The following is a 24,358-nucleotide window of genomic DNA, read 5'->3' as shown; positions in this document are numbered from 1 at the left end:
CGTCAGCCGTCAGCCGTCAGCCGTCAGCCGTCAGCCGTCGGTCGTCGGTGTCCTGCTGTCCTGCTGTCCGCGCCAGGCGTGGACGCCGGGGGCCACCTCGACCACCTCGGACGGATAGGCGTCCCGGACGCGCTTGAGCAGGGCGCGCTGCTCGTCCGGCCAGCCGGGCGCGGGGGACAGGACGACCCGGAGGGTGACACCGGACTCCTCGGCGTCGGAGACGGTCACCCAGACCCCGCCGGGCCGCCCGGGCTCGATCCGCAGCTCCGGGCCGTGCTCCTCGTCCAGCCAGCGCACCGCCTCGTGTCGGTCCAGCCGGTCCAAGGCCACTTCCCAACGCCGTAGTTGACGACCCGTCACCAGTGCGACGAAGTGCCCACGGACCCCGTCGGCGGTGACGGTGATCTCGCAGTCCAGCCAGTCGTGGCCGAGCAGGGAGCCCGGTGCGTGTCGGCCCAGCACCCGCACCCGTACGCTCCGGCCGCCGGTGCGCCCCTCGTGGCCGGGGGCGTCGTCGGTGCCGGGACGGTCCGTCAGTCTGATCAACTCGTTCTGGTGCGAAGCGACTTCACGCACTGTGTACTCCCCGTTACAGCGAATCCAAGGGCTGACATCCTCGCGCAGGTGTTCGTCCGGTGCCAGTCCGTGGGAAGTGTTCGTCCGCGACGTGCCGACGGCCCGTCCGACCGGGGCGGTCGGACGGGCCGTCGGGGAGGTCGGTGCTTCGGCGGGCAGGGCCGGCCGGTGCTGGTCAGCGCTGGTCGGCGTGGCCGGTCAGGACGGTGGTGAAGATCGGCTCGCCGTTCTGGTGCCCGGTGACGGTGGTGATGAGGGCGTCCGGGTCCTCGCCGGGGGTGTGGCGTGCGGTGATCGTGGTGGGGACGTGGTGCTCGGCGTACCGGTGGTAGGTGGTCGCGGCGCAGGCCGGGCTGACGGTGACCGGTGAGGTGAGCGCGTTGGTGGCCTGGCGGGCGGCCTCCAGCAGGACCATGCCGGGGATGTGGTCGTTGGCGTGGTCGAAGAGGATCGGGTGCCAGAGGTCGGGTGTGAGGTGCCAGGTCCCGGGCGCCTCGGCCGGAGTCAGGACGACGTCGCAGGGGCGGATCCGGCCGACGCGGGCCGGGGGCAGCGGCTCGCTGGAAACGGCGGGCGCCGGCGTCGGGTCGGCTTCGCGGCGCGCACCGCGCAGCCGCCGGTAGGTCGAGTCCGGCACGGTGGTGAACCGGGCGTGGCCGGTGGCCGCGAGGTGAGGGCCGCGTCGTACGACGGTGCTGAGGGTGAAGTCGATCGTGGTGCCGGTGCGGCGTGGCTGTGGGACGAGTCTGGCCTCGATGGTGAGGTCGGTGGGCGTCGCGCCGATGAGCAGGTGGCGGGGGTGGGTGGTGTAGTCGAGGTTCCACATCATGAACTTGTGGTCGAGCGGGACGCCGAACCGGGTGTGGGCGAGGTAGAGCCCGGCTTGGCGGATCGTTTCAGCGGCCTGGATCGGGTCGTGCCGGGTGCCGTCCGGGGTGCTGAAGAAGGTGTGGGCCCGCGGCCACTGCGCGCTGACGGAGAAGGTGGTCTCGTTCAGCTGCTCGCTGCCGGTGAGGAAGACCTCGGCGTGGCAGGCCCGGTGGACGTACTCCTTGGCAACGGTGCTGGTCAGGCGCGGTATCGGGCCGGTCGGCAGGTCCGGTCCGGCGGCGAGGCCGGGGGTGTCGCCGTGGCTCGCGCCGGTGGCACGGGAGATGGCGGGGGCACGGTAGGCAAGCAGGGTCATGGGAGCGCTCCGGGAGGCCGTGACGGGCGGGGTGGGCTGCTCAGGGCTCGTAAGATACGTACCTTCCGGTTTGCTTTTCAAGGAGCCTGAGTGAAGGTTCGTTGGCGGCCGAGTGTGTTCGCATGGTCGCTCCGGGTGTCGAACGGTGGGCGGTCGGGCGGCCTGGATGCGGGTGGATGTGCTCTGGCCTGCGATGACTCCCTCGCGGGTGGGGTGACAGGTGCATTATCACGGCATGGCGATTCCATGGGGATGCGGCGGGAAGTGGTGAGCCGGATTCCGCCTCTGTCCGTTTCGGTAGGGGTGCAGGTCGCCTTCCCGGCCCCTACCGTCCACGTGGTTTTCCCGGACTCGAAGGCGGGTGCATGCGACCTGGGGAGGAGGGATCGCCGGTTGACCGCCGGGTAAGATACAGGGTGTTTGGTTTTGTTTGCCGAGCGTTTCGGGTGGGGTGGTTGCGGTGGTGCGACAGGGGCGGGCGATCCGAACGCGTCGGCTGATCCTGGAGGCGGCGGCGTCGGTCTTCGACGAGTACGGGTACGAGGGGGCGACGATCGGTGAGGTGGTCGCCCGTGCGGGCGTGACCCGGGGAGCGGTGTACTTCCACTTCGCGTCGAAGCGGGAGCTCGCGCAGGGCGTCGTGGAGGAGCAGTTCGGCCAGGACGAACTCCCCGAACGGCAGTGCAAGCTCCAGGAGTTCGTCGACCTGGGGATGGTCGTCGCCCATCTCATGCCGCGTGACCCGCTGCTGAGTGCGGGCGCGCGCCTCTCGCTCGGCCAGGACGTGTTCGGCGACCTCGGCGGCGGCGCCGCGCCCGGGTGGATCCGCCGGGCGGAGACCTTGTTGGCGGCGGCCGGTGAGCGGGGCGAGCTGCTGCCGCACGTGGTGCCGGCCGAGACGGCGTGGCTGGTGACGGGCGCCTGGACGGGCGTGCAGATCCAGTCCCAGAAGATGTCCGGCCGGGCGGACCTGGAGCGCCGGGTGGCCGTGCTGTACCAGCATCTGATGCCGAGCATCGCGGTGCCCGGGGTGCTGGCCACGCTCGACCTGGGCCCGGACCGCGGTGGGCGGGTGGTGGCCGAGCTGGCGGCGGCCGGCGCCGACGGCGGCTGAGCCGTTCGCGACGGCGACGGCGACAGCGACGGTGGGGCGTGGACGGTGGGGCGCGGGCGTGGACGGCCGGCGTTCGCGATGGCGCGCACGTCGGCTGGTCGCCGCGCTCCGACGGCCGATCCTCCGTTCAAAAACAAACAGTGCGTTCGGTTTTGTATTGACAAACCGTCCGTCCTGTTTTTGGATGTGCACCGGGTGCTAGGCCGTGCGGCAGCTGTAGCACTGGCCGGCCGGTGGCCGTCGGGGTCGCCGATCCGTCTGGATTGGGGTGGACGTCATGGAGATCCGGGTGTTGGGGGCCTTGGGGGTCCAGGTGTGCGGGGCGTCGGTGGTGCCGTCGGCGCCGAAGCCGCGGCAGGTGCTCGCGCTGCTGGCCCTGCGGGCCGACCAGGTCGTCCCGGCGGGCGTCCTCGCCGATGAGCTGTGGTCCGGCCACCCGCCGCGCAGCGCGCGTACCACCGTGCAGACGTACGTGCTCCAGCTGCGCGACATGATCGACCGGGCGCTCGGCCGCCGCCAGGACACCGGGGAAGCCTGCGGCGCCAAGGACGTGTTGGTGACCTCGGCCGGCGGCTACCTGCTCAACAGCGGCGGCGGACTGGTCGACCTCCAGGAGTTCGACCGCCTCGCCGGCCTGGGCTACCGGGCCATGGACGGCGGTGACTTTCCGCTCGCCGCTCGCCAGTTGGGCGAGGCGCTCGGCCTGTGGCGCGGACCGGCCTTCGCCGACGTCCCGATCGGCGGCCAACTCACCATCGAGGCCAAGCGGTTGGAGGAGACCCGGCTCTGCGCCCTGGACCAGCGGATCGAGGCGGACCTACGGCTCGGCCGCCACCGTGTGCTGCTCGCCGAACTCACCGTCCTGGTCGACCGCTACCGCACCCACGAGAGCCTGCACGGCCAGTACATGATCGCCCTGCACCGCTCCGGCCGACGAGGCGAGGCCCTGGAGGCCTACCAGCGCCTGCGCAACACCCTGGTACGGGAGCTGGGCATGGAACCCTCGGCCGGGCTGCGCCGGCTGCAGCGCTCCATCCTGCTCGCCAACCCCGACCGCCCCGAGTCCGACCGCGCCGCCGGTCCCGCCGACCCGACCCCGCCCCGGACCACCCGGCTCACCCGCGTCGGCTGAGCGCACCGGGGCGGGGGGCGGCCGTAGGTGTCAACTCGCCTTCATGGCAGGTGTGTTGAACGATGAACGGGATGGCCGAGCAGGCTCAGGTAGTGCCCGAGCCGGGCGGACGCGTCGAGCATGGCCAGGCCCTGCGCGGTGAGCCTGCGCTGCCAGCCGGCCAGGGCGCCGGCCAGGGAGTCGGCGCCGCCGGCCGTCCGGACCTGTCGGACCACCGTGGCGATGTGCTCCAGCGGGTAGCCGCCACGTCGTAGCAGGTGGGCGAGTTCGGCGTCACGGATGTCGTCGGCGCCGAAGACGCGGTGTCCGGTGGCCGGGTCCCGGGCGGGGGTGAGGATGCCGGCGGCCTCCCAGTTGCGCAGGGTCGCCGGGGTGACCAGGAGCCGGTGGGCGAGTTCGCCGATGCTCCGGACGCCTGGGTCCGCCGCCGGGCCCCGCGCCGTGTCGGGCCCGGCCGAGTCAGGGCGGGCCGCGTCGGATCGCGTCGTCAGGTGGTCCACGGCCGTGCGCACCGCGTCGAGGGTCTCCCGGTCGCGGAGCAGCCGGCCGTGGCCGCGGTCGATGACCGTCAGGGCGTCGTCCAGCCCGCCCCGGTGGAGCGCGGTCATGATCCGGCCGCCGGTCGCGTGGCCGTACGCCGCGACGAGGGAGAGGTAGGCGTCGAGGGCGGCCGCGTGCACCTCGGTGTAGATCCGGTAGCCGCTGGCCGTGCGCTCGGCGGGCGGGAGGAACCCGTCCCGCTCGTAGTTGCGGACGGCCTGGGTGGAGATGCCGTGCCCGCGGGCGAGGTCGGACGGTCGCATGTGACTCTCACCGGTTTGAGGCTTCGGCGGGTGGTTGAGCGGCTGGAGCCGGAAAAGTCTCAACCGTTCTCTCAAGGATACGCTTGAGGGTCATGAGCCAGGACATTCGAGACCTCGTCCCCGCGTCGTGCGCCCTGCTGGCACTCGGCGAACCCACCCACCAGGAACCGGCGTTCGCGCTGATCCGCAATGAACTGTTCGCCCACCTCGTCGACCGGGGCTTCCGGTCGATCGCCGTCGAGACCGACCGGGTGGCGGCCCTCACCGTGAACGACTTCGTCCAGGAGGGGGTGGGGACCCTCGACACGGCGATGAGCGAGGGCTTCTCCCACGGCTTCGGAGAGCTGGACGCCAACCGGCGCCTGGTCGCCTGGATGCGCGAGTACAACCGGAACCGGCCGCCGCAGGAGCGCCTGGCCTTCCACGGCTTCGACACCCAGACGGAGAACACCAGCGCACCCAGCCCCCGGCGCTACCTCGAACACGCCCGCGACTACCTCGGAGTGGACCTCGACCTCGCCGGCCTCGCGGGCGAGGACCAGCGCTGGAGCCGCCCCGAGGCGGTCCTCGACCCGGAGACGTCGCCCGGCGCCACCGCCGAGGCCGAGCAGCTGCGGGTGATCGCCGACGACCTGCTCACCCTGTTGTACGCGCGGGCCCCGGAACTGGTCGCGGCGACCTCGCGCGCCGAGTGGCTCAGGGCCAGGACCCATCTCACCGCCGGCCGCGGCCTGCTGCGCTACCACCGGCAGTCGGCGCGGCGGCTGGAGCCGGGCGCCGCCCGGATGTCCGGCCTGCTCGGCACCCGGGACGTGTTGATGGCCCAGAACCTCCTCGACATCCGGCGCGACGAGGCCCGCCGGGGCGCAACCGTGGTCTTCGCCCACAACGTTCACCTGCAACGGAACCCGAGCGCCATACGGGTGGCGGACATGGACCTGACCTGGAACGGCGCCGGCGCCATCCTGCACTCCCTGGACGAGCCGTACACCTTCGTCCCCGGCAGCCTGGGCCGCAGCGAGGCCATCGGGCTCCAGGCGCCCGAGCCGGACACCTACGAGGGCGCGCTCCAGCGCCGGGCCGCCACCTGGGGCCTGGTCGAGCCCGGCGCGGTCGCCGGTGGCCGGACGCGCACCGACACCACGCCGGAGCAGGGCTACTTCCCGCTCGACCGGGCGGTCCTCGACGGGGCCGACGCGATCCTGCACATCGGCGACGGCGCCGCGGCCGCCACGTCCTGACCGGAAGCCGCCACGCCCTGACTGGGGGCCGGGGCGGGCCCCCGGTCCGGCCGCCGGTCCGGCCGCGTCAGGCGCCGGCCCGCGGGCCCGGGTAGGTCGTGCGCAGGTGGCCCAGCAGCGCGGCGGTGGGTGGCGCCGTGGGGCGACCGGCCGGCCAGGCCAGCGCGATCCGCACCAGCGGCACGGGGTCGATGAGCGGCCGGGTCCGCAGCCCGGGAACGGGTGCCGGATCCGGCAGCACGGCCACGCCCAGTCCGTGCGCGGCCAGATCGGCCAGCTGCGGTGGTGCGGCCGCCTCGACCGCGACCGTGGAGCGTGCCCCGGCTTCGGCCAGGGCACGCTCCAGCGCCGTCCGCAGGCCGGTGCCGCGCGGGGTGCTCACCAGGGCGTGCCCGGCCAGCGCGGCGACCGGCAGGGCGCCGTCCGGGCCGTCGGCCAGCGGGTGGTGCTCGGCGAAGGCGGCGAACAGCGGCGCCTCCAACACGGTGTGGACGGCGAGCCCGGCCAGCGTCTGCCAGCCGTCGTCGCCGGCGCGGCCGCTCGCGGCGGTGGGCAGGCCGAGCACGGCGAGGTCCAACCGCCCCTCGCGCAGGTCGCCGAGCATCCGCCCGGTGGTGCTCTCGGCCAGCGAGAGGCTGATGCCCGGGTGGGCGCTGCGGAACGCGGCGAGCGTGGTGGCGAGCCCGGGGAGGTCGTCCACCCCGGTCGGCGGGGCCAGTGCCGCCCCGGCGACCAGCCCGAGCCGGACGTGCCCGCGCCGCAGCCCGTCGAAGTCCTGCGCCGTCTGCCGCGCCGCCGCTGCGGAGGCGAGCGCCGCCTGCGCGTGCGGGAGGACCGCCTCGCCGACCCGGGTGAGCCGGACGCCGCGCCCGGAGCGGTCCAGCAGCCGGTGGCCCAACTCCTTCTCCAGCTGCCGGATCTGTGCGCTGACCCCGGGCTGGGTGAGGTGCAGCAGCTCGGCGGCCCGGGTGAAGCTGCCGTGCTGGGCCACAGTGACGAGGTACTGGAGCTGCCGGAGTTCCATAACTCCTGATCATAGGTGGCAGAACTTCCTGGTCTTGGACGGGCGGACGGCCCCGGCCGCAGGCTGGAGGCATGGAAACCGTGCAGCATGACCAGGCCGTCGACTGGATCCGGGAGCAGATCGCGGCCGAACGCCGGGAACTCGCCGAGGTGTTCACCGCGCTCACCCCGGATCAGTGGAACGCGCCGTCGCTGTGCGTCGGCTGGCGGGTCCGGGAGGTCGCCGCCCACATGAGCACCGGCTTCCGGTACTCCACCGCCCGTACCCTCGCGGACCTCCTACGGGCCGGCGGCTCCCTCCACCGGATGACCGACCGGGTGGCCCGCCGCGACGCCGCCGCCTTGACCGACGGCCAACTCGCGGCCGCCCTCGCCGACCACGCCGAACACCCCTGGCGCCCGCCGGTCGGCGGCCGGATCGCCGCGCTCGGCCACGATGTCGTCCACGGCCTCGACATCACCGTCGCGCTCGGCCTGCCGTCGCGCCTGCCGCAGCCCCGGGTCACCGCCCTGCTCGCCACGGTCTCCCGCCGGAGCCTGCGCTTCTTCGGCGCCCGGCTCGACGGTGTCCGGCTGCGGGCCACCGACACCGGCTGGTCCCACGGCGGGGGCCCGGCGCTGGTCGAGGGCCGCGCCGAACACCTCCTGCTGCTCACCTACGGCCGCCACCTGCCGTCCGGCCTGCTGACCGGCCCGGGCGCGGGGCGGTTCACCCTGGACGCGTAGCGGCCGGGCGGTCCGCCCGGGGCGGTGTCCGCAGTCCGTACGGCGGACTCCGCCGGGCGCGCGCGGGGCCGGGCGGGGGTGGCTAGGATCGGAATAACTCCTTCCGGATAGGTGGCGAGACGGGAGGCAGAGACGGGAAGCAAGGTCTCCGATGGCCCCGAGGTCCGCGCAGTGGCCGCTGTACGTGCGGCTCATGCCCTGGTTGCTGATCGTCGGCGGACTCGTGTGGAACTCGTTCGAGCCGGACAACTACTGGGGTGATCCGCTGCTCGCGGCGGCCGCCGTGCTGTCCGGCGCGCTGCTGACGCTGCGGTACACCCTCATGGTGGGCGTGGCCAGTATGGCCGGCATCCTGGTGCTGGCCGTGCGGGACGGCAGCATCGGCACCCAGGACGGCTACCTGGAGCTGGTGAACACGGTCTTCGCCGCACTGCTCGGGGTCTGGGTCAACCGGGTCGTCGACCGCCACGGGCGGCGGCTGGCGCAGGTGCGGTCGGTGGCCGAGGCCGCCCAGCGGGCGGTGCTGCCCCAGCCGCCGCCACGGGTGGGGCGGCTGTCGATCGCGGCCTGCTACCGGGCGGCGCAGACCGAGGCCCTGATCGGCGGCGACGCGTACGCCCTGCAGGCGACCCCGTACGGCGTGCGGGTGCTGATCGCGGACGTGCGGGGCAAGGGGTTGCAGGCGGTGGGCGTGGTGTCGGTGCTGCTCGGCGCCTTCCGGGAGGACGCGCACCGCGCGCCGGACCTCGTGGCGCTGGCCGACGGGCTGGAGCGGGCGGTCGTCCGGGAGCGCGCGCAGATGACCGGGGAGGCCCGGCTGGAGGGGTTCATCACCGCGCTGCTGGTCGAGTTCCCGCCGGGCGAGGACGTCGTGCGCACGCTCGACTGCGGGCACCCGGGGCCGTACCTGCTGGGAGGCCCGGACGCGGTCCGGCGGCTGGACGCCGTCGATCCGGGGCTGCCGCTCGGGCTGGGTGCGCTGGGCGGGGCGCGGTCGGAGCCGGAGAGCCGGCCGTTCCCACCGGGGTGCACGCTGCTGCTGGTGACCGACGGGGTGACCGAGGCCCGGGATGCGGCCGGGGAGTTCTACGATCCGCTGCTCGGTCTCGGCCCGCTCGGCCCGTTCGACGGTCCGGAGGCGGTCGTCGACGCGCTGGTGACGGACGTGGAGCGGTGGGCGGGCGGGCCACGGGACGACGACATGGCGGTGCTGGCGGTGACCTGCCGGGAGGCGGCCTGAGCGGGGACGACCGGGCCGGCGCGTCTCGGCCGAGCCGTTCAGGGCGGTGGCGTGCGGCGGTGCGGCGGGCCGGACTGCGGCTCGCCCCGCGCTGTGGTGCCCGGGTTTTGCCGTCGGCGCTGCGGAGGGCATTGTTCGACGGGAGTCGTCGATGTGCCTGATATCACGATCAGGTGACGGATGGTCAATGTGTTGCATGATCAAGCCAAGTTGAGTTATGGCGTCCGGTGGCCGGAATGCTGATGTCCGAATAGCGGACGGCGAATTGGACGAGCGGCGCCCGCGGCGGCCCGCGCGGCCGTGCTGCCGGTGCGGCGCTGGTGCGGTGCTGGTGAGCGGGCTGTGCGGGCGTCCCGGCAGGTCCGCGGGCGGTCGTCAGGGAATCGTCAGGACTGCCCGGGGGAGTGGCGTGATCCGGCCGACCCGTGGTTCGTCCGGAAACGGACGCGATGGTTGCCCGGTAGTGGAGAGGTGACCGAGAGTCGCACTGATGAACGAGACGCCTAGTCCCAGCCGAAACCGCCTGCTCGGCCACCGCGACTTCCGACTCCTGCTCTCCGGGGCCGCGACGGCCCAGACCGGCAGTCAGGTCACCCTGGTCGCCCTGCCGTTGGTGGCGGTGGTGGTGCTCGACGCCACGCCCTTCGAGGTCGGCCTGCTGACCGCCGCCGAGACCGCCGCGTTCCTGCTGGTCGGCCTGCCGGCCGGCGCGTGGCTGGACCGGATGCGCAAGCTCCCGGTCCTGATCCGCGCCGACGTGGTGCGCTGCCTCGCCGTCGGCTCGATCCCGCCGGCCGCCGCGTTCGGCGTGCTGACCATGGCCCAGCTCTACCTGGTGGCGCTGGTCACCGGGGTGGCGACGGTCTTCTTCGACGTGGCCCACCAGTCCTTCCTGCCGTCCGTCCTGCCGCGCGAGCAACTGGTCGGCGGCAACGGGGCGATCGAGACGGTCCGCTCCTCGGCACAGATCGTCGGGCCGGGGCTCGGCGGCGGCCTGGTCCAGCTGCTCGGCGCGCCGCTCGCCATCGTGGCCGACGCCTGCGGCTACCTCGCCTCCGCACTGCTGCTCGTCCGGATCCGGGTCGAGGAGCCCAGGCCGGAGCCGGAGCCGGGGCGCTCGCTGCGCGCCGAGGTCGCCGAGGGCGTCCGCTTCGTGCTCGGGCACCCGCTGCTGCGGGCGATCGCCACCGCCACCGCGGTGTCCAACCTGTTCGCCGCCGTGCTGGCGGCCGTGCAGACGGTGTTCTGGGTGCGGGTGCTCCACCTGGCACCGGGCGCGATCGGCCTGCTGCTCTCGGCCTCCGCCGTCGGCGGCCTGGCCGGGGCGCTGTGTGCGGGGCGGCTCGCGGCCCGGTTCGGCCAGGCCCGGTTGATCTGGCTCGCCACCGTGGTGACGGCGCCGTTCGCGGTGCTGTGGCCGCTGTCGGGCCGCGGCGCGGGCGTGGTGCTGTTCGGGATCGCCTCGGCGGTGGTGCTGTTCGGCGCGGTGGCCTACAACGTCGCCCAGGTGAGCTTCCGGCAGAGCCTCTGCCCGCCGGAGCTGCTCGGCCGGATGAACGCCACCATGCGCTTCCTGGTCTGGGGCACGCTGCCGCTCGGCGCGCTGGCCGGCGGCGCCGTCGCCGACGCGGCCGGGCCGCGCGCCGCGCTGTGGCTGTGCGCGGCGGGCTTCCTGCTCGTCCCGGTGCCGCTGCTGCTGTCGCCGCTGCGCCGGCTGCGGGACCTCCCGACCGACACCGCCGCCACGGCCGAGGAGGAGCCCGCCGCGAGCCCCGCCGCATGACGTCCGACGCCTGACGCCTGACGCCTGACGCCTGACGCCTGACGTCTGACGCCTGATGCCTGAACCGAACCGAGACCGGAAACCGGAGATCGTTCCGTGCACGCCAGCATCACCGCCGCCTACCTCGCCCGGTACCGCTCCGCCGCCGCCGACTCCCCGGTGGAACTGCTCCCGCTGACCGGCGCCCAACGCCGGTTCCTGATCACCCGCAGGCTCGCGGCACAGGGGCGCCCCGATGTCGTCCCGCTGTTCCTCGCCTACCCGCGCGGCACCATCGACCTGCCCCGGCTGGGCCGCGCCGCCACCGCGACGGCCGTCCGGCACCCGGCACTGTGCGGCGGCTTCACGACCGTCCGCGGTACGCCCGTCCTGCGGGTCGGCGCCCCCTCGGCCGAGGCCGCGCAGGTCGCCGTCGCCCCCGGTGGCACCGCCCGCTCGGCCCTGCGCGAGGCGCTGCTGGACTGGCCCGCGGACGGGCCGACGCTGCGCCTGCTGGTGGCCCGGGAACCGGACGGCGAGGAGGAACTGCTCGCCCTCGCGGTGGACCACGCGGCCTGCGACGAGCAGTCGCTCGGCATCCTGACGGCCGAACTCACCGACGCCTACGCGCGGGACGAGGTCGCCGCGCCCGGTTCCCGTGGTGCCGTGTCCGGGGCCGACGGCGCCGCGTCCGGTTCCGCCGCCGCGTCCGCTCCCGACCAGGCCGCCCTGGCGGCCTACCGGGAGGCCATCGACCTGCAACTGGCCGCCGAGAGCGCCGCCGCCGGCCCCGCCGCACACGCCCACTGGGGCCGCCGGCTCGGCGGCATCACCGGGACTGGCGGGGGAGCGACGGAAGCCACCGGCATGCTCAGCCACCGGCTGCCCGCCGCCGAGGGGGCCGCCCGCACCGCCTTCTTCCCCGCCCTGCTGGACGCCACCGCGGCCGCCGCGCACCGGCTGCACCAGACCGACGGGCAGCTCGCGCTCGGGTACCCGTGGGGCGGCCGACCGCCCGGAGCGCCCGCCGCGCTCGGCTGCTTCCTCAACACCCTGGTGCACCCCGCCGCACCCGGCGCGGCCACCGCTCTGGACGACCTCGCCGACGCCTGGTGGGAGGACCTCGACCACGCCGACACGCCGTTCGACGAGGTGGTCCGGGCCGCCCGGACGGCCGGGTCCCCGTGGTCCGGCGCCCTGGACGGCATGCTCACCCTGGAGGACCTGCACCGGCGCCCGCCGCTGGTGTTCGGCGGGGTGCCCGGCCGGGAGACCCACCTGGCGGGGCGGCCGCTCGCCGCGCCGCTCGCGGTCGCCGCCGCGCACGGCGACGACCTGCTGGTCCGCCTCGCCTGGGACCGCGAACGGTTCCCGGAGGCCACCGCCCGGGCCGCCTTCGACGACCTGCTCGCCACGCTGCGCCGCCACCTGCAGCCTGCCTGACCGGCTCCGGACGTCACCGGCCCCGGACCGCACCGGCCCCCGGGCCCCGAGCCCCCGACACCGAACCGCCTGACCACCGAACCGCCGAATCCACTGACCGCCTGACCGCCTGACCGCCTGACCGCCTGACCACCCGACCGTCCGGCCACCTGATCACCTGATCACCTGACCGCCGAACCGTCGGGCCGCCGAAGCGCGCCATCACCCCGGCGCGCCCGGCACCAGGGCCGGGCCATCCACGCCCGCCCCGCCACCGCAGTGCCAACACGCCCACCACACAAGGGAGTCACCGATGTTCGCGCTCTCCTCCTCGCAGGAGATCGTCTGGCTGCACGAGCAGATGCTGCCGGGCAGTCGTGCGTACAACTTCACCGCCGTGCTCGACCTCTGGGGCACCCTCGACGAGCCGGCGCTGCGCGTCGCGCTGGCCGCCGTCCTCGGCCACCACCCGGGCCTGCGCCTGGAGTTGGTCGCCCGCCCGGAGGGCCTGCCCGGCCAGCGGGTCGCCGAGCGGTGCGAACCGCTGCTGCGCCGCAGCGACTTCACCGCCGAGGCCGACCCGGAGGCCGCCTTCCGGGCCCTGCTCGCCGCCGAGGCCGAGGAACCGCTGGACACCACCAAGGCGCCGCTGCTGCGCTGGCACCTGGTGCGCCTCGGCGAGGACCACCACCGGCTCGTCCACGTCGAGCACCACCTCGTCCACGACGGCCACTCCTTCGCGATCCTGCTGCGCGATCTGTTCACCGTCTACCGCGCCCACGTCCTGGACGAGCCCTACCAGCTGTCCGAGGCCCCCTCGTACGAGCAGCACGCCCGGACGGCCGTCGACCCGGACGCCCGCGAGCGCGCGCTCGCCTTCTGGCTGCGGGAGCTGACCGACGCCCCGCGCGAGGTCACCCTGCCCGGGCTGGCCACCCCCGGCGCCGTGCGCCGCCACCGTGGCGGGCAGCTGCGCCAGGCGATCGGCGCCGACCTGGCCGAGCGGCTGCGCGCCCGCAGCAAGGAGGACGGGCACACCCCGTTCAGCACCCTGCTCGCGCTCTTCGCCGAACTGCTGCGCCGCCACGCAGGCCACCGCGAACTCGTGGTCGGCACCGCCGTCGGCAACCGCCCGGCGGGCTTCGAGGGCACCGTCGGCATGTTCGTGAACACCGTCCCGCTGCGCCTGCGGCTGGACCCGGCCGTTCCCGGCACCGAGGCCGTCGACGAGGTGACCGACGTCCTGCTGCGCGCGCTCCCGTACCAGGACCTGCCGGTCCAGGAACTGACCCGCCGGCTCGGGCTGCACACCGGCGGCGCCGACAATCCGCTGTTCAACGTGATGTTCAGCGCGCACGACGCGGCGCTGCCGGACGTCCAGGCGCCCGGGCTGGAGGTCTCGCTGTACGAGGGCTTCAACACCGGCACCACCCGCTTCGACCTCGACCTGGTGCTGCTGCCCGACGACCGCCGGGTGGTCGGCGAGAAGCACGGCGCCGCCGGGATGACCCTGGTCTGGGACTACGACGCGGACCTCTTCGGCGAGGCCGAGGCCACCCTGCTGTCCGAGCGCCTGCTGGAGCTGCTGCGCTGCTACCTGGACCGGCCCGAGGCCCCGATCGCCGCGCTCGACCCCGCCCCGGCCGCTGAGCCCGCCGCCGCCGTCACCCCGGCCGGCCTCGACCCGGCCGCCGCCCACGACCCCACCGCGCTCGCCCTGATCGCCGGCGCCGAGCGACTCAGCTACGGCGAACTCGACCGCCGAGTCGCCGAGTTGGTCGAGCGGATGCGCTCCGCCGGCGTCGTCCCCGGCCAGCCGGTGGCCGCCGTCCTGCCGCGCGGCGTGGACAACGTGGTCGCCCTGCTCGCCTGCCTGCGGTACGGCGCCGTCTACGCGCCGCTGTCCGCCGAGGACCCGGCCGCCCGGCTCGGCCTGCTGCTGGACCGGCTCGCCCCGGCCCTGGTCCTGGCCACCCGGCAGAGCGCGCTCGCGCTGCCCGCCGAGGGCGTCACCCCCGCGCTGCTGGACGGCCCGGCCTTCCCCAAGGCCGAGCCCGCCGCCGTGCTGGACGGCGCCGCGTACCTGATCCACACCTCCGGCTCCACCGGCGTGCCCAAGCCCGTCCTGGTCGGCCGCGACGCGCTCGCCGGGTACGTCGCCGCGATCGCCGCCCGCTACGAACTGGCCCCCGCCGACCGGGTGCTGATGTTCGCCCGCCCGTCCTTCGACGTGGCGCTGGAGGAGGTGCTGCCCGCGCTCGCGGCCGGCGCCGCCCTGGTCGTGCCGCAGCGCGAGGTGCCCACCGGGCCCGAACTCGTCGCCGTGCTGGCCGCCCGCGGCGTCACCGTCGCGAACCTGCCGACCAGCTACCTGCTGGCCGTCCGCGAGGACCTGTCCGAGGCGCTGCGCGACGGCCGCTGGTCGCCCCGGCTGCTCGTCCTCGGCGGCGAGCGCCTGCCCGCCCGCGCGCTGGCCGGCCTGACCGAGGCCACCACCGTGGTGAACGCCTACGGAGTCACCGAGGCCACCGTCACCTCCACGGTGTACGAGGTCACCGCCGCTGACGTGGCCGAGGACGCCGAGATCCCGCTCGGCGCCGAACTGGACGGCGCGCGCGTGTACGTCCTGGACGAGACGCTGCGACCGCTCCCGGCCGGCTGCGTCGGCGAACTCGCCATCGGCGGAGCCATGGTGGCCGACGGCTACCTCGGCCTGCCGGAGCCGACCGCCGCCCGCTTCGTCACCGTGCCCGCCCTCGACGGTGCCCGGGTCTACCGCACCGGCGACCGCGGCCACCGCGACCTGCGCGGCCGGCTTCGCTTCCTCGGCCGCTCCGACAACCAGGTCAAGCTGCGCGGCCACCGGATCGAACTGGAGGAGATCGAGGCCGCCGCCTCGGCCGAACTCGGCGGCCGCTTCTGCGCGGTGGTGCTGCACGACGACCCGCAGACCGGCCCCCGCCTGGTCGGTTTCCTGGAGGGCACCGACCGCCCCGACCAGGCCGCCCTGCACGCCGCCCTCGCCCAGCGCCTGCCCGGCGGGCTCGTCCCCGCCACCTGGACGACCGTCGAGGCGATGCCCACCCTGCTCGGCGGCAAGCCCGACCGCGCCGCCCTCGCCCGGCTCGCCGGCGAGGCCCCCGCGCAGGAGACGGGCCCGGCCGCCGCAAGCGCCTTCGCCGACCCCGGCCAGGAACTGATCGCCGCCGCCTGGCGCGAGGTGCTCGGCCACGACCGCTTCACCGCCGAATCCCACTTCTTCGAGGTCGGCGGCCACTCGCTGCTCGCCGCCCAGCTCGCCGCCTGGCTGGAGCCGCACCTGGGCAGCCGCCCGCCGCTGCGCACCCTGTTCCGCCACGCAGTCCTGGCCGACCAGGCTCGCGCCCTCACCGGAGACGCCGCATGAGCGCCCCCTCCGCCGTCCTGGAGGACGGCCACCGAGAGATCGTCGAGGCCTTCGAGAGCTTCGTCCGCCGCGAACTCGTCCCGCTGGCCGCCGAACTGCCTGAAACGGCCGACGAGATACCGGCCGAACTGCGGGCCTACGTCCGCAAGCGCTCCGCCGCGCTCGGCTTCTACGCCGGCGACTACCCCGAGGAACTCGGCGGCGCCGGCATGCCGTTCACCGCCGTCGTGCTGCTGCACCACGCCGCCGGGCGCAGCGGCTGCCCGCTCGCGCCGTACGCCCTGGCCGGTTCCGACGGCCCCAGCCCGCTGCTGCGGCACGGCACCCCCGAGCAGATCGAGCGCCACCTCGTCCCGCTGGTGCGCGGCGAGCAGACCCGCTGCCTCGCCCTCACCGAGCCGCACGCCGGCTCGGACGCGTTCCGCCTCACCACCACCGCCGTGCGCACCGGTGACGGCTGGGTGCTGAACGGCCGCAAGACCTTCGTCAGCAACGCCGAGCGGGCCGGCCTGGCCCTCGTCGTCACCGCCACCGACCTCGGCGAGGGCGCCGGGCCGACCGCCGGCGCCACCGCCTTCGTCCTCCCGATGGACCAGCCCGGCCTGCGGATCGGCCAGCGCTACGAGGGCATGTCCGGCGAGCCGCTGTTCGAGCTGCTGCTCGACCAGGTCACCGTCTCCACCGACGCCGTGATCGGCGGCGAGGAGGGCGTCGGCGCGGCCACCGCCCTCGCCATGGACAGCCTCTCCCGGGGCCGCCTGGTCGTCGCCGCGATGTGCAACGGCATCGCCGAGTACGCGCTGCGCATCGGTACCGAGTACGCCCGCGAGCGGCGCGCCTTCGGCCGGGTGATCGGCGAGTACCAGCACGTCCAGGAGCACCTGGTGAGCACCCGGGCCGAGGTGGAGTGCTCCAAGCTGCTCACCCTCGCCTGCGCCCGGCTGGTCGACGACGGCACCGAGGCACCCGAGAACGCGGCGCTCGCCAAGCTCACGGCCTCCGAAACCGCCGTGCGCGCGGTGGACCGCTCGCTCCAGGTGCACGGCGCCACCGGCTGGGTGCGCGGCCACCCGCTGGAGTTCCTGTACCGCTACGTGCGGATGACCACGATCATCGAGGGGACCTCCGAGGTCCAGAAGGTGATCGTCGCCCGGGCCATGGGCCTGAACTGACGGATCGTCAACAAGCTGTCAGTCAACCGTCAATCACCTGGAGACGATGATGGAATCCCTGAGCATCGGGTACGGCCGTCCGCATCAGGACGGCGCGGTCCTCGACCTGTTCGCCACCTGGGTGCACCGCACCCCCGACGCGCCCGCCCTGGTCGACGGCGCGCACACCTACAGCTATGCCGAACTCGACCGCCTCGCCGACACGGTGGCCGAGGCGCTGCGCGAGCGGGTCCGCCCCGGCGACCTGGTCGGCGTCTGCCTCGGCCACTCGGTCGACCTGGTCGCCGTCACCCTCGCCACCGCCAAGCTCGGCGCCGTCCACCTGCCGCTCGGGGCGCGCCCCGGCGAACGCCGGTTGCAGGCCGTCGCCGAGCAGCTGAGGCCCGCCTGCCTGGTCGGCGACCCGGCCGGACTGCCGCACTCCGACGAGCGGCTGGCGCTGGGCCTGCCCACCGGCGCGGTGGCCGCCCTCGTCCCCGGCGAGCAGGTGGACGTGCCCGTCGGCACCCACTACGCGGTGCTCACCTCCGGCTCGACCGGCACCCCCAAGGCCGTCGCGGTCGGCGAGCCCGCCCTCGGCGCGGTGCTGCAGTGGTACCGCGAGCTGACCGGCCTCGGCCCCGGCCAGCGGCACAGCCTGCTGATCGGGGTGTCCTTCGACCCGCACGTCCTGGAGCTGTGGGCCACCCTCACCTCCGGCGCCGCGCTCGCCATCGCGCCCGAGGCCGTCCGCTGGGACTCCGGCGCGCTCACCGACTGGTGGCGCGAGGCCGGCGTCACCGTCAGCATCCTGCCCACCCCGCTCGCCGAGCCGATCCTGGCGCGGCCCTGGCCGCAGGGGCTGACGCTGCGCCACCTCACCATCGGCGGAGACCGGCTGCGCCGGGCCCCCGGCCCGGACGTCACCGCGACCGTCCACAACGCCTACGGGCCCGCCGAGGCCACCGTCACCACCACGGTGCACACCATGGCGCCCGGCCTCGACCACGGCGCCGGCGCACCGCCGATCGGGCTGCCGATTGCGGGCGCGGTCGTCCTGGTCACCGACGAGGACGGCCGACCGGTGCCGCGAGGTCAGGCCGGCGAGCTGCGCATCGGCGGCCGCGGGCTCGCCGCCGGCTACCTCGACCCCGAGCTGACCGCCCGCCGCTTCGTCGGCGTGCCGGCCGGCGTGGACGGCATCGACCGGGTCTACCGCAGCGGCGACCGGGTGGTGATGCGGGCCGACGGCGTGCTGGAGTTCCAGGGGCGGCTCGACGACCAGGTCAAGGTCAGCGGGGTGCGGATCGAACCCGCCGAGGTCGAGGCCGCGTTCGAGCGCGACGTGCGGGTGCGGCGGGCCGTGGTCGCGGCCGCACCGGCACCGGCGGGCGGCGTCCGGCTGCTCGCCTTCGTCCAGACCGTCGCCGGGGCCGCGGCGGGTGGCGCCGAGGACCTGCTGGTGGGCGTCCGGCCGTGGCTGCCCGAGCAGGCCGTCCCGGCGGCCGTCCGCCTGGTCGACACCTTCCCGCTGGACGCCAACGGCAAGGTCGACCGGGCCGCGCTGCTCCTCGCACCGGCCCCGGACGAGCCGGCGGCGGGGGAGGAGGGCGCCACGCCCACCGAGCGCACCGTGCTGCGGCTCTGCCGCGAGCTGCTCGGCCGCGCCGACCTCGGGCCCTCCGACAACTTCCTCGCCGCGGGCGGCAATTCGCTCGCCGCCGCACGGCTGCTGGAGGCGCTGGAGGAGGAGTACGGGGTGCGGCTGCGGGCGCCCCTGGTGCTGCGCCAGCCCGACCTGCGGGCCGTCGCCCGGCTGGTGGCGGAGCGGCAGCCGGCCGCCGCTGCCACCGTCTAGGCCCGAAGGGCCCCTGGACCTGGACCTCAGGTCCAGGGGCCCTGACCGGCCCTGACCGGCCCTGAGACCGCCCGCCCGTACGACCTGCGCAGGGCGCCCCGGCCGTTGGCCGCCGGGGCGCCCGGAAGGGAATCACCATGCCCACCGCGACCCTCCCGGACCTGATCGCCCGGCACGCCCAGGAGCGCCCCGACGCGCTCGCCGTGACCGACGGCGACACTGCTCTGACGTACCGTCAACTCCTCGACGGTTCGGCCCGACTGGCCGCCGCACTGACCGCCCGCGGGGTCGGCCCCGGCAGCGCCGTCGGCCTGCTCTGCGCCCGTTCGACCCGCCTGGTCGTCGCCCAGCTGGCGATCTGGCGGGCCGGCGGCCACGTCGTCCCGCTCGACCCCGGCTACCCGCGCCCGCGGATCGCCGAGATGACCGGGGACGCCGGCGTCCGGCTCGTCCTCGGCGACAAGGCGCTGCTCGCCGGCGCCGGACTGGCCGAGGAGCAGACCCTCGCCCTGACCTCGACCCTGGTCCTGGCCGAACACGACGCCGACTTCGACGCCGACTCCGCTGCCGCCGCCGGCGGAGGCGGTGCACTCGACGCCGCCGACCCGGCCGCGCCCGCCCTGCTCTTCTACACCTCGGGCTCCACCGGCCGCCCCAAGGGCGTCATCGTCCCGCACAGCGCCGTCGCCGACCTGGTCACCGCCTCCGACGCGTTCACGCTCGGCCCCCGCGACCGGGTGCTCTTCCACTCCACGGTCAGCTTCGACGCCTCCACCTTCGAACTCTGGGCCCCGCTGGCCCGCGGCGCCGCCGTCGCCATCTCCCCGAGCGACCGGCCCACCGCCGAGGAACTCGTTCGCGACGTCGAGCGGTTCGGCGTCACCACCGTGTTCATCACCACCGCCCTCTTCCACCACCTGGCCGCCCGGCAGTCCCGGATCTTCGGCGTGCTGCGCACCCTGGCCGTCGGCGGCGAGGCCCTGTCGCCCGAGTACGCCGGGGCGGTGCTGCGCGCCTTCCCCTGGCTCGAACTCTTCAACGTCTACGGGCCGACCGAGGCCACCACCTTCACCACCCTGCACCGGATCACCTCGGCCGACTGCACCACCGGTCCGGTCCCGATCGGCCGAGCCTTCGGCGGCGCCCGCACCCTCGTCCTCGACGAGCAGTTCGCACCGGTGCCGCCGGGCACCGTCGGCGAACTGTGGATCGCCGGCGGCCGGCTCGCCCAGGGTTACCTGAACCGGCCGGAGCTGACCGCCGAGCGCTTCCGCGACCTCCCGGGCACCGGGCGCGCCTACCGCAGCGGCGACCTCGTCCGCCAACGCCCCGACGGCGCACTGGAGTTCCACGGCCGCACCGACGACCAGGTGAAGGTCCGCGGCTTCCGGATCGAACCCGGCGAGGTCGAGCACGCGCTGCTGCAGTTCCCCGAGGTGGCCGAGGCGGCCGTCGTGGTCCGCCGGGCCGGGCACACCGATGCCGCGCTGGCCGCCTGCCTCGTCCTCGCCGACGGCAGCCGCCCGGCCGTCGAGACGCTCCGCACCCGGCTCGCCGAACGGCTGCCCGCCCACCTGGTGCCCACCGCCTGGACCGTGCTCGCCGCCCTGCCGCTGACCGGCACCGGCAAGATCGACCGCCGCGCCCTCGCCGCCGTCGGCGACCCGGCCGCGGACGGGCCCGGCACCGCCGCCGCCCTCAGCCCGATCCAGCAGGCCGTCGCCGACGCCTGGACCCGCGCCCTGGAACGCCCGATCACCGACCCGGCCGCCGACTTCCTCGCCGAGGGCGGCCACTCGCTGCTCGCCATGTGGGTCGTCGACGACCTCCGCGAAGACCTCGGTGTCGAACTCTCGCTCGCCGACTTCCTCGGCCACCCCACCGTCGCCGGCCAGTCCGATCTGCTCGAACGCGCCCTGCGCGCCGCACACGACGAAACCCCGCAAGGAGCCACCCGATGACCGCCCCCGAGCACCAGGCCGCCGACCAGGCCGACCTGCTGCGCCGCGCCCGCCGCAACCGCCCCGCCACCGGCGGGCGCCCGGCGGACCAGGAAGCCGGACCGGCCGGCCCCGCCCCGCTCTCGCACGCCCAGCAGCGGATGTGGCTGATGGACCACCTCGGCCAGGGCGGCGCCCTCTACAACGTCCCGCTCGCCACCCGCCTGCGCGGACCGCTCGACCCCGCCGCCCTCGCCACCGCCCTCACCGGCCTCACCGAGCGGCACGCCGCCCTGCGCACCCGCTTCGGCCGCCAGGGCGACCAGCCGTACCAGCAGGCCGACCCGGTCGGCCCGGTGCCGCTGCGCACGGTGGACGCCACCTGGGAGAACGGCGCCGGGAACAACGCCCCCGCCCTGCTCGCCGCGGAGGCCGCCCGCCCCTTCGACCTCGCCACCGGGCCGGTCCTGCGCGCCCTGCTGCTGCGGCACGGTCCGCAGGACCACACCCTGCTGCTGACGATCCATCACATCGCCATCGACGGCGGCTCGCTGCCCGTCCTCGCGGCCGACCTCGCCGCCCTCTACGCCGCCGCCCGCGACGGCCTGCCGCCGCAACTCCCGCCGGCCGGGCCGTCGTACGCCGAGTACGCCCGGCAGGAGCGCGCCCGCGACGCCGAACTCACCGCCGCCGCCGACGCCCGCGCCGCACACCTGGCCGGAGCCCGCCCGCTGGCGCTGCTGCGGCCCGTCCCCTCCGGCGCGCGCGAGCGCCGGGCCGCCCTGCACACCGCCCCGCTCGCCCCCGCCACCGTGGACGGCCTGCGCCGACTCGGCGCCCGGCACGGCGCCACCCTGTTCGCCGTCGTCCTGGCCGCCGCCTTCGCGACCCTGCGCACCGCCGCCGACCAGGCCGACCTCACCCTCGGCTGTGCCAGCGGCCAGCGCCTGCGGCCCGAACTGCGCCGCACCGTCGGCCTCGGCGTCAACACCCTCGCCGTCCGCGCCGACCTGGCCGGCGACCCGACCTTCACCGACGTCCTCACCCGGGCCCGGGCCGCCCTGCTCGACGCCCAGCAGCACCACGAGATCCCCTTCGACCTGGTCGTCGAGCGGCTCGGCGCGGCGGCCCGCGGCGCCGACGGCACCCCGCTGCTGTCCGTCAGCTGCGACCTCGTCCGCCCCGCCGAGCCGTTCACGCTTCCCGGCCTCACCGCCGAGGACGTCGAACTCGACCTGGGCCTGGCCAAGTTCGGCCTCACCCTGCTGGTCGAGGACGGCCCGCAGCCGCGTTGCCTGGTCCAGCACGACCGGGACGCCCTGGACGAGGGCACCGCCGAACAGCTGCTCGCCGCCTTCGCGGACCTGCTCGCCGCCGTCGCCGCCGACCCCGACCGCCCCCTCTCCGTACTCCCCGGCACCCGCCTGGCCGCCGACCGGCACCCGGTCGTCGCCGGGCTGACGGCCGATCCCCGGGTGGTCGAGGCGGCCGTCGTCGAGAGCGCCGACGGACCGCCGCTCGCCTACGCCGTGGTGCGCGGCCCCGTCGCCCCGACCGGCGCCGAACTGCGCGCCGCGCTGCGCCGCCACCTCGCGCCCGGCCGACTCCCGCTCGCCGTCACCCTGGTGGACCGGCTGCCGCGCCGGCCCGACGGCACCCCCGACGGCGACCGGCTGCCCGGCGCCGCCCCGACCACCCCGGCGCGGACCGGCCCGCTCGACGCCGTCCGGACGGCCTTCGGCGAACTGCTCGGCGCCACCCCGTCCGCCGACGGCGACTTCTTCGCCCTCGGCGGCCACTCCCTCGTCGCCGTCCAGCTCGCCGAGCGTCTGCGCACCCGCACCGGCCTGCCGCTCACCGGCCTGGACGTGCTGGAGCAGCGCACCCCGCGCGCCCTCGCCGCGCTGCTCGCCACCCGTGAGGACGAGCGTCGTGCCGCGCCTGCCCGCACCGGTGCCCGCCCGGGCGCCCGCTCCCGCGCGGGCACCGTGCTGCTCACCGGCGCCACCGGTGGTGTCGGTGCGGCCGTGCTGCAGGAGCTGATGGCGCAGGGCCGCCCCGTCCGGGCCCTGGTCCGGCCCGAGTCCGCCCACCTGCCCGCCCTGCACGGCGCCGAGGTGGTCGAGGGCGACCTCGGCGACCTCGACGGCCTGCGCCGCGCGGTCGAAGGCGTCGACGCCGTCATCCACGCCGCCTGCACCTTCACCGAGCACGCCGTCGACCTCGCCGCGATGCGCGCCCTGGTCGACGGCTGGCGCGGCGGCCCGTTCGTCTTCGTCAGCAGCATCGACGCCTACGGCCGCCCGGCCGGCACCGACGTCGCCGAAGGCGGCCCGACCGGCGAACCGGTCACCCCGTACGGGCAGGCCAAGCTGGACTGCGAGCGCATCCTGTTCGACGCCGCCGCCACCGGCCGGGGCCCCGCCACGGCGGTCCGCGCCCCGATCGTCTGGGGCCCGCAGCAGCGCCTGCGCGACCAGCTCCGCTGGGGCTCCACCGGCGCCCTCTACCAGGCCGCGCTGGCCGGGCAGCCGATCGCCCTCCCCGCCCCCGCCCCCGGCGACCGCCCCAGCTGGTACGGCGCGTCCTGGGTGCACTCCGCCGCGCTGGCCCGGGCGCTCGCCGCCTGCGTCGCGGACAAGAGCCCCGCCGCCGGCCGGATCGTCAACGCCGTCAGCGGGCACGTCTCCTGGGCGGACTTCACCGGCGAGCTCCTGCGCCTGCTCGACTCCGCCAGCCCGCTCGACCTGCGCCCCGACGCGGACCCGGAACTCCGCCGCCCCTGGCACTACCGGGCCGAGGCCCTGGCCGGCCCGCTGACCCTGGAGCCCGGCGAGGGCTGGCGCAGCGTCCTGGCGGCCATGGTCGGCTGACCTGCCGAGCCGGCCCCGACGCGCCGCCCCGAGCGCGGGGGACTCACCTGATGGTGACCACCCGCGCCCACCCGGGCGGCGCGTCCGGCTGTGCTCCGGGTTCACCTCGCGGACGGCCCGGGGCGGGCTGGGCCGGGGGAACCGGCCCACCACCGTGCGGCACGGCGGCGGCGCCGACGGCCACCGGATCTGGCCCTCCGTCAGCACCACCACCACGCCTGGCCGGGGCCGGGGCGGGGGCCGGGGTCGGGCCCGCAGCGCGGCCGCGAAGCCCGCCCGCAGGTCCGTCCCGCCGCTACCGAGGAGCGGGATGCCCTCGGCGCGGCAGAGCGGGTGGTTCATCTGGCCGGCCCGGCGCCGCCGGCCCCGCGGGGTTTCCGCCGGTGCCGCTTGGGCTCCGCGTTACCCGTGAATTCCCGCCCCCCGTATGGTTCGCCACCGAATCGCACGGCCGCGGCACGGTGTTTTCCGCCGTTCTCCGGCACTTCCCGCACCCGGCGGCCGCGGGTGGTGTGTGGGTGCGGTGTGTGCGCGCTACAGGGCCGCTGGAGACGGGGTCGAGGGCGGTGGTTGGCGGCGGGCCGGGTGTGTTCTGGTGGATGGCGGAGGAGGTGTGGCCTCGCGGTTCGGGGCCCGCCGGGGGACATAGACGCTCGCGCATGGATGTGAGTGTGGAGGCTATGGTTCGCCGGCTCGGAGTGGATTTGACTGGTGGACATGAGGACGGACCGACCGGGTTCGCAGGATCGCCCGAGTCCGCTGGTTTCTTCGACTTCTTCTTCTCCGAATGGGGTGGCTGCTGTGGTTGCCAAGGGTGTTGTGGATCTTCCGGTCGATGATGGTGTGGTGCTCGTGGTGGGTGGCACGGGTAAGACGGGTCGGCGGGTGGCGGAGCGGTTGTCGGT

General features: G+C 75.4%; 16 protein-coding genes and 1 pseudogene. 12 read left to right on the top strand and 5 right to left on the bottom strand.

The genetic code is table 11. The features are described from left to right. Positions 1 to 30: 30 nt before the first annotated feature. Positions 31 to 576 carry a DUF5959 family protein gene (locus tag ACIOJE_RS21525; protein ID WP_400777927.1) on the bottom strand — a complete coding sequence of 182 codons (546 nt, stop codon included), beginning with the start codon at positions 574 to 576 and terminating at the stop codon, positions 31 to 33. 175 nt (positions 577 to 751) lie between these two features. Then, positions 752 to 1,762, bottom strand: a complete 1,011-nt coding sequence (locus ACIOJE_RS21520; protein WP_400777925.1) for a ScbA/BarX family gamma-butyrolactone biosynthesis protein — start codon at positions 1,760 to 1,762, stop codon at positions 752 to 754. 460 nt (positions 1,763 to 2,222) lie between these two features. Between ACIOJE_RS21520 and ACIOJE_RS21515 the strand changes: the two genes are divergently transcribed. After that, entirely contained in the window at positions 2,223 to 2,876 is a 654-nt protein-coding gene (locus tag ACIOJE_RS21515) for a ScbR family autoregulator-binding transcription factor (RefSeq protein ID WP_400777924.1), read from the top strand. Positions 2,877 to 3,153: 277 nt separating this feature from the next. After that, positions 3,154 to 4,008, top strand: coding sequence for a BTAD domain-containing putative transcriptional regulator (locus ACIOJE_RS21510; protein WP_400777923.1), 855 nt, complete (start codon positions 3,154 to 3,156; stop codon positions 4,006 to 4,008). A 41-nt stretch (positions 4,009 to 4,049) separates the two neighbouring features. On the opposite strand, the gene ACIOJE_RS21505 is transcribed toward ACIOJE_RS21510, so the two are convergent. Further along, positions 4,050 to 4,811, bottom strand: a complete 762-nt coding sequence (locus ACIOJE_RS21505; RefSeq protein WP_400777921.1) for a TioE family transcriptional regulator — start codon at positions 4,809 to 4,811, stop codon at positions 4,050 to 4,052. A gap of 92 nt (positions 4,812 to 4,903) precedes the next feature. Here ACIOJE_RS21505 and ACIOJE_RS21500 point away from each other — a divergent pair, with 92 nt between their 5' ends. Next, positions 4,904 to 6,052 (top strand): erythromycin esterase family protein, encoded by a 1,149-nt coding sequence (locus ACIOJE_RS21500; protein ID WP_400777919.1) that lies wholly within the window; start codon positions 4,904 to 4,906, stop codon positions 6,050 to 6,052. A gap of 67 nt (positions 6,053 to 6,119) precedes the next feature. Here ACIOJE_RS21500 and ACIOJE_RS21495 read toward each other — a convergent pair whose 3' ends face one another. Then, positions 6,120 to 7,076, bottom strand: coding sequence for a LysR family transcriptional regulator (locus tag ACIOJE_RS21495; RefSeq protein WP_400777917.1), 957 nt, complete (start codon positions 7,074 to 7,076; stop codon positions 6,120 to 6,122). A gap of 71 nt (positions 7,077 to 7,147) precedes the next feature. Between ACIOJE_RS21495 and ACIOJE_RS21490 the strand changes: the two genes are divergently transcribed. The 9 genes from ACIOJE_RS21490 to ACIOJE_RS21450 all read left to right on the top strand — a co-directional run bounded on the left by ACIOJE_RS21490 (position 7,148) and on the right by ACIOJE_RS21450 (position 23,453). Continuing rightward, positions 7,148 to 7,801 (top strand): maleylpyruvate isomerase family mycothiol-dependent enzyme, encoded by a 654-nt coding sequence (locus tag ACIOJE_RS21490; RefSeq protein WP_400777915.1) that lies wholly within the window; start codon positions 7,148 to 7,150, stop codon positions 7,799 to 7,801. Positions 7,802 to 7,952: 151 nt separating this feature from the next. Beyond that, on the top strand, positions 7,953 to 9,041 hold the full coding sequence (locus tag ACIOJE_RS21485) for a PP2C family protein-serine/threonine phosphatase (protein WP_400777914.1): 1,089 nt from the start codon (positions 7,953 to 7,955) through the stop codon (positions 9,039 to 9,041). Between the two features lie 490 nt (positions 9,042 to 9,531). Then, on the top strand, positions 9,532 to 10,824 hold the full coding sequence (locus ACIOJE_RS21480) for an MFS transporter (protein WP_280678914.1): 1,293 nt from the start codon (positions 9,532 to 9,534) through the stop codon (positions 10,822 to 10,824). A 96-nt stretch (positions 10,825 to 10,920) separates the two neighbouring features. After that, positions 10,921 to 12,246: a non-ribosomal peptide synthetase gene (locus ACIOJE_RS21475; protein WP_400777913.1), complete on the top strand. Its 1,326-nt coding sequence runs from the start codon at positions 10,921 to 10,923 to the stop codon at positions 12,244 to 12,246. A 292-nt stretch (positions 12,247 to 12,538) separates the two neighbouring features. Beyond that, on the top strand, positions 12,539 to 15,631 hold the full coding sequence (locus tag ACIOJE_RS21470; protein ID WP_400777912.1) for an amino acid adenylation domain-containing protein: 3,093 nt from the start codon (positions 12,539 to 12,541) through the stop codon (positions 15,629 to 15,631). Next, positions 15,628 to 16,803: an acyl-CoA dehydrogenase family protein gene (locus tag ACIOJE_RS21465; protein ID WP_400671087.1), complete on the top strand. Its 1,176-nt coding sequence runs from the start codon at positions 15,628 to 15,630 to the stop codon at positions 16,801 to 16,803. The genes ACIOJE_RS21470 and ACIOJE_RS21465 overlap by 4 nt, the downstream gene beginning before the upstream one ends. Before the next feature lie 46 nt (positions 16,804 to 16,849). Continuing rightward, positions 16,850 to 18,640 carry an AMP-binding protein gene (locus ACIOJE_RS21460; RefSeq protein ID WP_280678906.1) on the top strand — a complete coding sequence of 597 codons (1,791 nt, stop codon included), beginning with the start codon at positions 16,850 to 16,852 and terminating at the stop codon, positions 18,638 to 18,640. Positions 18,641 to 18,777: 137 nt separating this feature from the next. Further along, positions 18,778 to 20,601 carry a non-ribosomal peptide synthetase gene (locus ACIOJE_RS21455; protein WP_400777910.1) on the top strand — a complete coding sequence of 608 codons (1,824 nt, stop codon included), beginning with the start codon at positions 18,778 to 18,780 and terminating at the stop codon, positions 20,599 to 20,601. Next, positions 20,598 to 23,453 (top strand): condensation domain-containing protein, encoded by a 2,856-nt coding sequence (locus ACIOJE_RS21450; RefSeq protein ID WP_400777909.1) that lies wholly within the window; start codon positions 20,598 to 20,600, stop codon positions 23,451 to 23,453. The genes ACIOJE_RS21455 and ACIOJE_RS21450 overlap by 4 nt, the downstream gene beginning before the upstream one ends. A 43-nt stretch (positions 23,454 to 23,496) precedes the next feature. Here the strand turns inward: ACIOJE_RS21450 and ACIOJE_RS21445 are convergent. After that, a pseudogene (locus tag ACIOJE_RS21445) lies at positions 23,497 to 23,786 on the bottom strand (hypothetical protein); the annotation flags it as partial. Positions 23,787 to 24,358 lie beyond the last annotated feature (572 nt).

It is taken from the genome of Kitasatospora sp. NPDC087861 (assembly GCF_044742585.1).
Lineage (GTDB): Bacteria > Actinomycetota > Actinomycetes > Streptomycetales > Streptomycetaceae > Kitasatospora.
The sequence above is the reverse complement of the archived record's forward strand: the minus strand, read 5'-3'. Positions and strand labels throughout refer to the sequence as shown.

Bases quoted from the DNA above. Each gene is read 5' to 3' on its own strand.
- ACIOJE_RS21500 (WP_400777919.1), top strand. From the start codon at position 4,904: ATGAGCCAGGACATTCGAGACCTCGTCCCCGCGTCGTGCGCCCTGCTG.
- ACIOJE_RS21455 (WP_400777910.1), top strand. From the start codon at position 18,778: ATGCCCACCGCGACCCTCCCGGACCTGATCGCCCGGCACGCCCAGGAG.
- ACIOJE_RS21520 (WP_400777925.1), bottom strand. From the start codon at position 1,762: ATGACCCTGCTTGCCTACCGTGCCCCCGCCATCTCCCGTGCCACCGGC.
- ACIOJE_RS21505 (WP_400777921.1), bottom strand. From the start codon at position 4,811: ATGCGACCGTCCGACCTCGCCCGCGGGCACGGCATCTCCACCCAGGCC.
- ACIOJE_RS21490 (WP_400777915.1), top strand. From the start codon at position 7,148: ATGGAAACCGTGCAGCATGACCAGGCCGTCGACTGGATCCGGGAGCAG.
- ACIOJE_RS21470 (WP_400777912.1), top strand. From the start codon at position 12,539: ATGTTCGCGCTCTCCTCCTCGCAGGAGATCGTCTGGCTGCACGAGCAG.
- ACIOJE_RS21495 (WP_400777917.1), bottom strand. From the start codon at position 7,076: ATGGAACTCCGGCAGCTCCAGTACCTCGTCACTGTGGCCCAGCACGGC.
- ACIOJE_RS21450 (WP_400777909.1), top strand. From the start codon at position 20,598: ATGACCGCCCCCGAGCACCAGGCCGCCGACCAGGCCGACCTGCTGCGC.
- ACIOJE_RS21510 (WP_400777923.1), top strand. From the start codon at position 3,154: ATGGAGATCCGGGTGTTGGGGGCCTTGGGGGTCCAGGTGTGCGGGGCG.
- ACIOJE_RS21465 (WP_400671087.1), top strand. From the start codon at position 15,628: ATGAGCGCCCCCTCCGCCGTCCTGGAGGACGGCCACCGAGAGATCGTC.
- ACIOJE_RS21480 (WP_280678914.1), top strand. From the start codon at position 9,532: ATGAACGAGACGCCTAGTCCCAGCCGAAACCGCCTGCTCGGCCACCGC.
- ACIOJE_RS21460 (WP_280678906.1), top strand. From the start codon at position 16,850: ATGATGGAATCCCTGAGCATCGGGTACGGCCGTCCGCATCAGGACGGC.
- ACIOJE_RS21485 (WP_400777914.1), top strand. From the start codon at position 7,953: ATGGCCCCGAGGTCCGCGCAGTGGCCGCTGTACGTGCGGCTCATGCCC.